Origin of the sequence: Bacillus sp. ISO11 (genome assembly GCF_003458115.1) — a bacterium.
In the GTDB taxonomy this organism is placed as follows: domain Bacteria; phylum Bacillota; class Bacilli; order Bacillales; family Bacillaceae_G; genus Bacillus_A; species Bacillus_A cereus.
Genome location: NZ_QXCO01000019.1, coordinates 101,625 through 113,445, shown reverse-complemented (window position 1 = coordinate 113,445; position 11,821 = coordinate 101,625). Strand labels below are relative to the sequence as shown.

Sequence of the window (11,821 nt, the reverse complement as noted above, 5' to 3'; positions counted from 1 at the left end):
GCTTGAGAAATTATTTTCGGATTAAATCCTTGAACGAGCGTTAACTTTAAATCCTTCGTAAATTTTGTCATACAAAAAACTGCACCTCCAATTGTTAGACTGTGTCTAACAATTGGGGTGCAGCTCACATCAGCACGGCTTTTTACTTTATATGCGGACAGCAGTCCCGCTCACCGCAACCATTAACATACCTTCGCGAACTACTTCGTAATCCACGTCGATACCAACAATTGCATTTGCATTTTTTTGTCTTGCGAAAGTTTTCATCTCTTCCATTGCGATGTCGCGTGCTTCTTTTAATTTACTTTCATAAGCGCCAGCACGACCACCGACAACGTCACGAACAGAAGCGAAAAGGTCACGAACGATATTCGCACCCATAATCGCTTCTCCATTGACGATATCGATATACTCAATAATTTCTTTTCCTTGAATTGTAGACGTTGTTGTTACAATCATACTTTATAGCCTCCCATATGAGATTTTTACCTACTTATGGTGCACTAATTCAGTACAAATTATATTTACGAACTAAACTGAGCTTCGTATAACCTACTGTATCCTCCGCCTTGCTCAATTAATTCATTATGTGAACCTTGTTCTGCAATGCCATCTTTATTTACAACGACGATGCGATCTGCATTTTTAATCGTTGCAAGTCTGTGAGCGATAACTAGCGTTGTGCGACCGACAGCTAATTCAGCAAGCGATTTTTGAATCGCAAGTTCTGTCTCTGTATCTAGTGCAGAAGTTGCTTCATCCAATATTAAAATTGGCGGGTTTTTCAAGAACATACGAGCAATAGCTAGACGCTGCTTTTGTCCACCTGAAAGTTTCACGCCGCGCTCACCGATAACAGTATCCAAACCTTCCGGCTGTGAGTAAATTAAATCTTCTAACTGCGCACGTTTTACTGCCTGCCAAATTTCAGGCTCTGATGCCTTTAAATTTCCGTAAGCGATATTTTCACGAATTGTTCCTGAAAATAAGAACACGTCTTGCTGCACAATTCCAATTTGCTTACGAAGTGAAGATAATGTCATATCTTTCGTATCAATCCCATCAATTTGAATTGATCCAGATGATTGCTCATAAAAACGTGGTAATAGGCTACATAACGTCGTTTTCCCAGCTCCTGATGGTCCAACGAACGCAACCGTTTCACCTGCATGTATTTTCAAACTAATGTCATTTAAAATTGGTTCTTTATTTTCATATCCGAACGTAATGTTGTTATATTGAATATCACCATGTACATGTTTAACTTCCATTGCATCTTTAGAGTCTACAATGTCAGGCTCTGTTTCAAGAAGCTCTACATATCTTTTAAAACCGGCGATTCCCTTCGGATAGCTTTCGATTACCGCGTTAATTTTTTCAATTGGGCGGAAGAAAATATTCGTTAATAGAACGAATCCGATAAATCCACCGTACGTTAATTCTCCTTGCAGAACAAACCATGTACCGCATATTAAGACGAAGAGCGTTACGAGCCGCATGAGCATATAACTAATCGATGAATTTAACGCCATAATTTTATACGCCATTAATTTCGTTGTACGGAAACGAGCGTTGTTGACAGCAAATTGCTCTTTCTCAAACTTTTCATTTCCGAATGCTTGTACAACACGAATTCCCCCAACATTGTTCTCAATGCATGCATTAAAATCAGCAACGTCTGAGAATAAACGTCTAAATGTACCTGTCATTTTTTTATTAAAGTAAAGTGCTAACCATAATAGGAATGGAATGACGAAGAACGTTAATAACGCTAACTTCCAGTTGATCATCATCATAAATGAGAATGCCCCAACTAAAGTCATTACGGCGATAAATAGATCTTCTGGTCCATGGTGAGCAATTTCCCCAATTTCCATTAAATCGTTTGTAAGGCGTGAAATTAAATGACCAGTTTTATTATTATCAAAAAATCTGAATGATAGCTTTTGAATATGATCAAATAATTTCTGCCTCATATCTGTTTCAATGTTAACACCAAGCATATGTCCCCAATATGTAACGACATATTGTAAGCCTGCATTTAACATATAAACTGCGAGTAAACCGAAACAAGCCCATAAAATAAGCGTCCAGTTTTGCCCTGGCAATAACTTATCAATAAATTGATTTACGATAAGCGGGAAGCCGAGTTCTAATAATCCTGCGACAACCGCACAAGAAAAGTCGAGTATAAATAAACCTTTATACGGTTTATAGTACGAGAAAAATTTACGCAGCATATCTTACCTCCATTTTCCAAAATTAAAAAGACTCCCTAAATGATAACCATTATCAAATAATTATTCAAGTTATCCGTCTATGAAACTGAAAATAAGCTTTGCGATAGTTGTCGTTTTTTGCTGGAAAGTCGATATATTCGAATAATCGCCGATATATTTCGAGTTGCGCTGATATATTTGCAAAATCGCCGATATATTTCAAGTTGCGCTGATATATTCGGAAAATCGCCGATATAAATTTCATTTACTAACTACCCTCCCCCAAAAACAAAAAAGGTACCACCACAAGGTGATACCATTCCTTCTATTACATCGCTTCCGAATCCCACTCATGCTCCTGTTCAACGAATACAATACCTAATTCGTGATGTCCACCAGCATATAATGCAGTTTGTGCAAGACGAAGCTCACCATTTGTATCTAATACTTCTAATTTACAAAATGCTCCTGTCGTCTTCGTTTGAAGCGCATCATAAAATTCCTCGGCGCTTTTTGGAATGACTCCATTTACTTTCGTAATAATTTCTCCAGGCAGTAATTTTAGCTCTGCTCCAATTGTATTTGGAATTGTATCTAGTACAACGAGCCCATCATTGCGTGCAGCAAAATATGCTGGTCTTGTTTCATCGGCAATTTTCTCTTGCATCGAGATTGTGAAACGCCCAAGCATTGCGACTCCCATCGCGATAATTGCAAGTACGTGCCACCAATAACTTGCGATTCCTAAAACGAGCACAAGTCCTGCTAATCCATAAACACGTCTTCCTGTAAATAATAAAGCTTCCGTCGGCTCATAACTTTTAATCTTTCTCATAAATCCAATTAAAAATGGAACGAGGAATAGAGAATATGTATTTGAACCGATTGAAACGACAGGCCACCATGAAATAAACTGCGTTACCGCATCACCCGGTACAAGAATAAAAATAGGAACGATCCATAAACGCTTTGATTCGTGTAAACCAATCTTTAATCCACGCTTCCCCTTCCTAATCCTCGGCGTCGAATATCCTACTGCGTTTTTAGAAATCAATAAGCCTTCTACAATAAGCATAACGCCTAGTAAAATAACAAGGGATACAATGGTACTCTCTTCACCTTCTCGAAGCTGTAAAAAGGAAACTGGTAGCTTAGAAGATAATAGAACACATACAATCGCAATGCTAAATGTATAAGCCGCCGATAAATATCGATACATAGCCGTTAATCCAAATAGTAACGTCCAAATTAAAATGGCCCATAAGCTCGCTTTAGAAACAACAAGTCCAAGCCCAATCGTAACAATAGATACTACTAATCCGTATCCAATCCCTGCAAATAGAGAGGTTCGCAGTTCAAACCAAATATCATAAACTTTAAAAGAAAAATCTTTTCGTTCTCTTAACATACGTAAGTATCCAACGAAGATACTACTTATTACAAATATATAGACAGCAGGGTGTAAGAAAAAACGTCCAACTGCCCGCATTATTTCAAAAATCCACGCCTCCATGAACTCATTCACCACCATTTATATCATTCTTTCTTTTTATATTATCATAACTAAACAAACGTTTGTTTAACACAAAAAAATACAGGCAGCAAACTGCCTGTATTTCTTCTTATTTTGCCATTAATTTTAATGCTGACTGTAATTGTAGATCATTTTCTCCAGAACGAATTTTTTCGATAATTTTAGTTTGAATCGCTTCAGCTGTCTTTTTATCAAGCTGTCCTGTCGCTTCCATCTCATTTGCATTTTGGAATGCTTTCAGAGCCGATTCTGTCTCTTTACTAAAGTATCCATCTTCACGACCTGGTACATACCCTAAGCTCTTAAGCATTTCTTGAGCATGTTTTACTTGTACATCATTTGAATTGTATGAAAGTGTTTTTTCAATTTGAATTGGTGTCGCATGATAATAATTTGGTTGCTTCACTTCTACTGTTGGCGCGATTCCTTTTTTATGAATCCAGTTCCCATCCGGTGTTAACCATTTAAACATCGTTAATTTAATGTTGCTGCCGTCTTTAAATGGAACAGCTTGCTGGACAGTACCTTTACCAAATGTCTTTTCACCAATTAAATCGTATCCTTCTCCTTCTTTTAGCGCACCCGCTAAAATCTCTGAAGCAGAAGCACTTCCATTATCAATTAATACTGAAATTGGATATGGTTTTCTCTCTTTCAGTTCCGTAGAGAATTTCTTCTTCTCACCATTTCGCTGCTCTACTTGTAGCATCGGCTTTTTATTCGTCATAATTTCCCCTAGTATATCTTCTACACTATTTAAATAGCCACCAGGATTACCACGTACGTCAATAACTAAGCCTTTTATATTTTTCTTCTCTAACTCTTTTAACTGATCCTTAAATTCTTTCGCTGTATTTTCAGCAAAAGAAGTGATTTGCATATAACCGATATCTTTTCCACTCTCTTGCTTCACAGAACTAAATACTGTAAAGATTGGAATCTTTTCACGCTTAATTTTAAATACGATCGGATCAGTTACTCCCGCACGTTTAATTTCAATTGCGACAGTCGTTCCCTTTTTACCACGAATTTTTAATACTGCTTCTTCACGTGATAAGTCTTTCACACTGTTTCCATCTACAGATAAAATTTGGTCATTCGGTTTAATTCCTATCTTTTCTGCTGGTGAACCTTTAATTGGCGATACGATAATAAGCTTACCGTCCGTCTTGTTCACCTCAGCCCCAATCCCCTCTAATTCGGGATCAAGCGATTCACTAAACTGTTTGGCTGTTTCTTTATCCATATACGTGGAATAAGGGTCCTTCAGCGTAGACAACATACCTTGTATTGCACCTTCAACTAACTTTTCATCTTTCACGTCTTCCACATAACGTGAATCAATTAGTGCATACGCCTCATTAATTTTTGCCAAATTCCCTTGCGCAGTGCTAGCATTCCCACTCGAAATTGTTTGCGTTACTTCTGATGGGTTAACCCCAAATACAGACATGCCTGCAAACATTCCGCCAGCACCAATTAAAAATGCAACAACCATTCCAATAATTGCAACTCTACGTTTCAATGCGGAATTCCCCTTTCCAAAACACACAGGTGGTGTAGCAAAAGGCATCACACAGTGTGTGATGCCTTTACCTATTTCTACTATATGATAAGCTTGTACGAATTATGTTTGCAACTTTTTATACTTTTAAGAAGCGACGAATTGACATTACACTTCCCCACATACCGATTAAAGCACCGATTAACACTAGTAAACCAGCTAATTGGAATACGAACGGACTGTATGGTAGAAGCTCGAAAATTGTTCCGCCAAGTTTTTCATTAAACACACCTTGCAACGAATTATACGTAATTAGAATTAGGCCAATTGGAATAATTGATCCTAATACTCCTAAGAATAATCCCTCTAGCAAGAATGGCCAACGAATAAACCAGTTTGTTGCACCAACAAGTTTCATAATTTCAATTTCTGTACTACGAGCATAAATTGTAATTTTAATTGTATTAGAGATTAAGAACATCGCTGTGAATAAAAGACCAGCAATTAACGCAATCCCAATGTTACGACCAGTTTTTACAGTATCAAATAATCGTTCAACTTGTCCTTTTCCGTACTGAACATTACTAACAAACTGCATTTTTTCAACCTTCTTCGCGATTGTCGCTGTATCGGTTGGTTCTTTTGCTTTTACAACGAATACGTTTTTAAGTGGGTTATCTTGTTCAAATAACTCAAACGTTTTTCCACTATCACCTAAGCTTTTAATTAAACGTTTTAACTCTTCTTCTTTAGAAGAATATTTAATAGAATCTACTTTTGCAATCTTACTCATATCTTCTTCTAATTTCTTTTGATCCGCTTCTTTTGCAGCTGGATCAATGTGTACACGAATCTCTACATCTTGCTCTACTTTCGTCGCAAAATGGTTCATATTCATAATCGCTGTTAAAAAGACACCTACAAGTAATAATGTAACTGTTACTGCACTAACAGAAGCAAATGTCATCCATCCGTTACGTGATAGATTCTTTACACCTTCTCGCAAATGTCGACTAAGGGTCTTAGCCTTCATATCCGTATCCTCCCTCAATCTCATCTCGAACAATTTTTCCGCCTTCAATCGCGATTACACGATGACGGATTGTATTTACGATATCTGCATTATGCGTCGCCATAACGATCGTTGTGCCGCGCTCATTAATGCGAGTAAAAATATTCATAATATCAAGAGCTGTTTCAATATCTAAGTTACCTGTTGGCTCATCGGCAATTACAACCTTTGGTCTATTTACAATTGCTCTTGCAATAGCCACACGTTGTTGCTCCCCACCTGAAAGCTCACTTGGAAGTGCGTCTGCACGATCTTCAAGGCCTACAAGACCTAGAACTTCTGTTACACGCTCACGAATTGCATCCGGTTCTTCTTCAATTACTTCTAAAGCAAACGAAACATTCTCATATACCGTTAATTTAGGTAGCAATTTAAAATCTTGGAAAATTACGCCTAATTGACGACGAAAATACGGAACGTCTCTTTCTGCCAATGTTTCGATAGTAAGTCCATTTACATTAATAGATCCTGTAGATGGTTTCTCTTCACGATACATCATTTTAATAAATGTAGATTTCCCGGCTCCACTCGGTCCAACTACGTATACGAATTCACCTTGTTTAATGTTAACTGTAAGACCAGCAATGGCTTTCATACCATTCGGGTACTCCTTATAAACATTCGTCATTTTTATCATTATTTATCACCCAATACTTAATGATTTTTTTCGAAATACTTTTCTGTACATCTGAAAATAAAAGACATCCTTCATTTTCATTTAGTCATCCTTGTTGAAGGTAGTTTACTTATGCTTTCTCATAAGCAATACCACTCTATGTAATATATTTCAGCAAAATTCTACAAACCCCATTGTAACATCAAACGGTTTCCAATTTGGATACATTTTTGTTACAGTTATGTTACATACCAGAAAAAAGGAAAACGAGCTGACTATATTATCAACTCGCCCATTTCACCTTTTTATTTATGTTCAGCTAACCATTCAGATACTTTTTTCGCATCTTCACCTTGAATAAGTCCTGGTGACATTGAACCACGGCCTTTTTTAATAATCTCTTCGATATCTGCAGCGTCGTACTTACCGCCTACTTTTCTTAAATCAGGTCCAGTTGCCCCTGATAAATCTGTTGCGTGACATCCCGCACAACTTCTTTGGAAAATTTGTTCTGCGCTGTCTGTGCTTGCAGACTGTTTCGAAGACTTACTCTCTTCTTTATTTCCGCATGCTCCTAAAGCAAAAACAACCGATGTCCCTAGCGCAATAGCCAACAATTTCTTTTTCACTTCTATCGCTCCCCATTGTTGATATTCTTTTTATTCCTAACACACTCATTTTCATTATAAGCATTATCTTTATATAGAAAAACTAAGGTGTATTTCATATTCCTCAAAAATACAGTGAGAACCTTGATAAAATAAAGCTTTCATAAGTTGTTTCAATTCTGTGAACAACTTAAAAAACTTCTATAAAGTATCCTTTTTAAAAGGAAAATTAGAAAAGTTCTATATAAATCTTTACCCTATTACCGCTCTATTTTACTATTCTCTACTTTTTACAAAACAATATACAGCATTGTAATCTACATATAATCCCATCAAAAAGAGAAGTTGTCGTTTCCAACTTCTCTTCCTCTTTACTTCATCTATAAAAATAGAATCAAATTCTTTATATTCTTTATATCCTCTATTGTCCTCAGCATGCGCCAACAATTTCGTTGGCTTTTTTTCGCTTATTAGATACGAGAACGTAAGTAAGCATCAATAAATGGATCAATCTCTCCATCCATAACAGCTTGTACGTTACCAACCTCCGTATTTGTACGATGGTCTTTTACAAGAGAATACGGGTGGAATACGTAAGAACGGATTTGGCTACCCCATCCGATTTCTTTTTGCTCTCCGCGAATTTCATCTAATTCTGCTTGTTGCTCTTCTAGTTTCTTTTGATATAATTTCGCTTTTAACATTTTCATCGCATGCTCACGGTTTTTAATTTGAGAACGCTCCGACTGACATGTTACAACCGTATTTGTCGGTGTATGTGTAATACGAACTGCTGAATCTGTCGTATTTACGTGCTGCCCACCAGCTCCACTTGCTCGGTACGTATCAATTTTTAAGTCTTCTGTACGTACTTCGATTTCAACTTCATCATTGAACTCTGGTACAACTTCACAAGATACGAACGATGTATGACGGCGCCCTGAAGAATCGAATGGTGAAATACGTACAAGACGATGTACACCTTTCTCTGCTTTTAAGTAACCGTAAGCGTTATGACCTTTAATTAATAAAGTTACACTCTTAATACCAGCTTCATCACCTGGTAAATAATCAACCGTTTCTACTTTGAATCCGCGTTTTTCAGCCCAGCGTGTGTACATACGTAATAACATAGAACCCCAGTCTTGTGACTCAGTTCCACCTGCACCTGGATGTAATTCTAAAATCGCATTATTTTTATCATAAGGATCACTTAATAGTAACTGAAGCTCATACTCATTCATTTCTTGAATTAAGCCTTTTACTTCTGATTCTAATTCCTCATGTAAATCTTCATCATACTCTTCTTTTAAAAGCTCATGCGTGATTTCTAAATTTTCGAACGTCTCATCTAACTGACGGAACTTTCCAACCATATCTTTTAACGCATTCGCTTCATTAATTACAGCTTGTGCGCCTTGTTGGTCATCCCAAAATCCTGCGCCCATCATTTTTTCTTCTAATTCTGCAATTTGTTTCTCCTTAGTAGGGAGGTCAAAGAGACCCCCTAAAAGCCGCTAATCGCTTAGCCATTTTCTCTAATTCCTGTCTAATTTCTACTAATTCCATTTCCTTCACCTCTATGTAATTGCTGTTACTTTCGTATGAAAACAAGGGAAACTCTCTCCACTTATTACGGAGAGAGTTTAATCCTTCTTAATTATACATTTTTGATATAAAAGTTTGCAAAACAGCCAAAGCTACCGTCCTATATTACTGAACGATACCACAGCAGTTTTTATATTTTTTACCGCTACCACATTTACATAAATCGTTGCGGCCCACTTGGTCACCTTTTACAACTGGCTTTTTCTTTGCTTCTTCGCCATCGCTAGAAGGATGAACAGCTTCACCTTGAACAACTTCTTGACGTTCTAAGTTTTGTTCAATTTCAGCTTTCATAATGTAACGAGAAATTTCCTCTTCAATAGAGGCAACCATTGACTCGAACATCGCGAACCCTTCCATTTGGTACTCACGAAGTGGATCGATTTGACCGTAAGCACGTAAATGAATACCTTCACGAAGGTGATCCATCGCATCAATATGCTCTGTCCATTTCGTATCTACAACGCGGAATACAACAACCTTCTCAAACTCACGCATTTGCTCTTCTGGCATAAGCTTTTCCTTTTCATTGTATCGCTCTATTAATTTCGCGATAATCGGTTCGCTCATTTCCTCAGGAGCAAGGCGACGTAATTCTTCTTCTTTTACATCTCCGTCTTGAAGAAGGTTTGTATTTAAGTAGTCAACAAGACCTTTAATGTTCCAATCTTCTTCAATTTCCTCTTGTGTATGAAGGGCAACAGCACGTTCTACTGTAGATTTCATCATACCTTCAATAATGCCGCGTAAGTTGTCAGACTCCATTACCTCTTGACGCTGTTTGTAAATAACTTCACGTTGTTGACGAAGTACATCATCATATTGCAGTAACTGCTTACGTGCATCATAGTTATTTCCTTCAACACGTTTTTGTGCAGATTCTACCGCACGAGAAACCATTTTACTTTCAATCGGCTGAGAATCATCCATACCAAGGCGGTCCATCATTGCTTTCATATTATCTGAACCAAATCGGCGCATTAATTCATCTTCCATCGATAAGTAGAACTGCGTAACACCAGGGTCCCCTTGACGACCAGCACGACCACGTAACTGATTATCAATACGACGACTTTCGTGACGCTCTGTACCGATAACTGCTAAACCAACGTTTTTCACATCGTCTCCAAGCTTAATATCTGTACCACGACCTGCCATGTTCGTCGCGATTGTTACAGCACCTTTCATACCAGCCTCTGCAATGATATCTGCTTCACGAGCATGGTTTTTCGCATTTAAGATGTTATGACGTACACCTTTACGCGTTAACATTTTTGAAATAAGCTCTGAAGTTTCAATTGCAACTGTACCTACAAGAACAGGTTGTCCTTTTTTATGACGATTTACAATATCCTCAACAACAGCATTGAACTTACCTTCCATTGATTTAAAGATTAAATCGGCACGATCATCACGAATAATCGGTTTGTTGGTCGGAATTACAATAACGTTCATATTGTAAATGTTACGGAATTCCTCTTCCTCTGTTTTCGCTGTACCAGTCATACCAGATAATTTTTCATACATACGGAAGTAGTTCTGGAATGTAATTGTTGCAAGCGTCATGCTTTCATTTTGAATTTCTACACCTTCTTTTGCTTCAATCGCTTGGTGTAATCCTTCGCTATAACGACGACCTTTCATAAGACGACCAGTGAATTGGTCTACAATTACGATTTCGCCTTCTTGTACAACATAATCTGTATCACGGTGCATAACAACGTGTGCACGAAGTCCCTGATTAATATGGTGAAGAAGTGCTACATGTTTTAAATCGAATAAGTTTTCAATATGGAAAGCTTTCTCTGCTTTCGTAATACCATCTTCTGTTAGCATTACATTTTTCGTTTTCACATCAAATGAATAATCTTTTTCATTTTCTAACGTACGAACAAATGCATTTGCAAACATGTATAGCTCTGTTGATTTTTGAGCTTGTCCTGAAATAATAAGCGGCGTACGTGCTTCATCGACTAAAATAGAATCGACTTCATCGATAATAGCAAAGTGAAGTGGACGTTGAACGCACTGCTCTTTATATAAAACCATGTTATCACGTAAGTAATCGAATCCAAGCTCATTATTTGTGCTATACGTAATATCAGCAGCATAAGCCTCTTGTTTCTCTTCGCGTGACATACTATTTAAGTTAATTCCTACCGTTAAGCCAAGGAACTCATGAAGTTGTCCCATTTCGCTCGCATCACGTTGTGCTAAATATTCATTGACTGTAACAACATGAACACCTTTTCCTGTTAAAGCATTTAAATATACAGGTAATGTAGATGTTAACGTTTTACCTTCACCCGTTTTCATCTCAGAAATATTCCCTTCATGTAAGGCAATACCACCCATTAACTGTACGCCATATGGACGCATTCCAAGAACACGAGTTGCCGCTTCGCGAACAACTGCAAAAGCTTCAGGTAGTAGATCATCTACTGTTTCACCTTTTGTTAGACGTTCTTTAAATTCAAGCGTCTTTCCTTTTAATTGTTCATCAGTTAGTGGCTTAATAGATGACTCTAATGCATCAATTTGCTCAACTGTCTTTTGCATACGTTTAATTTGGCGTTGATTTACATCAAACACCTTTTTTAAAATACCGATCATAGGAAATACGCTCCTCTTTTTATTAAAATAAAACTTCCGATTGTTTT

At 37.4% G+C, this 11,821-nt stretch carries 9 protein-coding genes; all 9 read right to left on the bottom strand.

The annotated features are described in order from the left end of the window. Positions 1 to 147: 147 nt before the first annotated feature. Positions 148 to 459, bottom strand: a complete 312-nt coding sequence (locus D1166_RS19755) for a heavy metal-binding domain-containing protein (RefSeq protein WP_000637523.1) — start codon at positions 457 to 459, stop codon at positions 148 to 150. Between the two features lie 65 nt (positions 460 to 524). Continuing rightward, positions 525 to 2,240 (bottom strand): ABC transporter ATP-binding protein, encoded by a 1,716-nt coding sequence (locus D1166_RS19750; RefSeq protein ID WP_000944624.1) that lies wholly within the window; start codon positions 2,238 to 2,240, stop codon positions 525 to 527. 307 nt (positions 2,241 to 2,547) lie between these two features. Next, a complete protein-coding gene (locus D1166_RS19745; RefSeq protein WP_000388615.1) occupies positions 2,548 to 3,732 on the bottom strand; it encodes a PDZ domain-containing protein in 1,185 nt (394 codons plus the stop codon). Positions 3,733 to 3,841: 109 nt separating this feature from the next. Beyond that, the gene (locus D1166_RS19740) at positions 3,842 to 5,278 is read right to left on the bottom strand and encodes a S41 family peptidase (protein ID WP_000830313.1); all 1,437 of its coding nucleotides are present in this window, start codon (positions 5,276 to 5,278) and stop codon (positions 3,842 to 3,844) included. Positions 5,279 to 5,396: 118 nt separating this feature from the next. After that, the gene (ftsX, locus tag D1166_RS19735) at positions 5,397 to 6,290 is read right to left on the bottom strand and encodes a permease-like cell division protein FtsX (RefSeq protein ID WP_000645027.1); all 894 of its coding nucleotides are present in this window, start codon (positions 6,288 to 6,290) and stop codon (positions 5,397 to 5,399) included. Continuing rightward, entirely contained in the window at positions 6,280 to 6,966 is a 687-nt protein-coding gene (gene ftsE, locus D1166_RS19730) for a cell division ATP-binding protein FtsE (protein ID WP_000594321.1), read from the bottom strand. Before ftsE ends, ftsX begins: the two co-directional genes overlap by 11 nt. A 284-nt stretch (positions 6,967 to 7,250) precedes the next feature. Further along, the gene (gene cccB, locus D1166_RS19720) at positions 7,251 to 7,574 is read right to left on the bottom strand and encodes a cytochrome c551 (protein WP_000727971.1); all 324 of its coding nucleotides are present in this window, start codon (positions 7,572 to 7,574) and stop codon (positions 7,251 to 7,253) included. A gap of 449 nt (positions 7,575 to 8,023) precedes the next feature. Beyond that, positions 8,024 to 9,122, bottom strand: a protein-coding gene (gene prfB, locus D1166_RS19715; RefSeq protein WP_096001716.1) for a peptide chain release factor 2 whose coding sequence is annotated in 2 segments (ribosomal slippage) — positions 8,024 to 9,049 and positions 9,051 to 9,122 — 1,098 coding nt in all. Because the reading frame shifts where the segments join, the coding sequence is not laid out codon by codon here. Positions 9,123 to 9,266: 144 nt separating this feature from the next. After that, entirely contained in the window at positions 9,267 to 11,774 is a 2,508-nt protein-coding gene (gene secA, locus D1166_RS19710; protein ID WP_000579387.1) for a preprotein translocase subunit SecA, read from the bottom strand. Between the last annotated feature and the right edge of the window lie 47 nt (positions 11,775 to 11,821).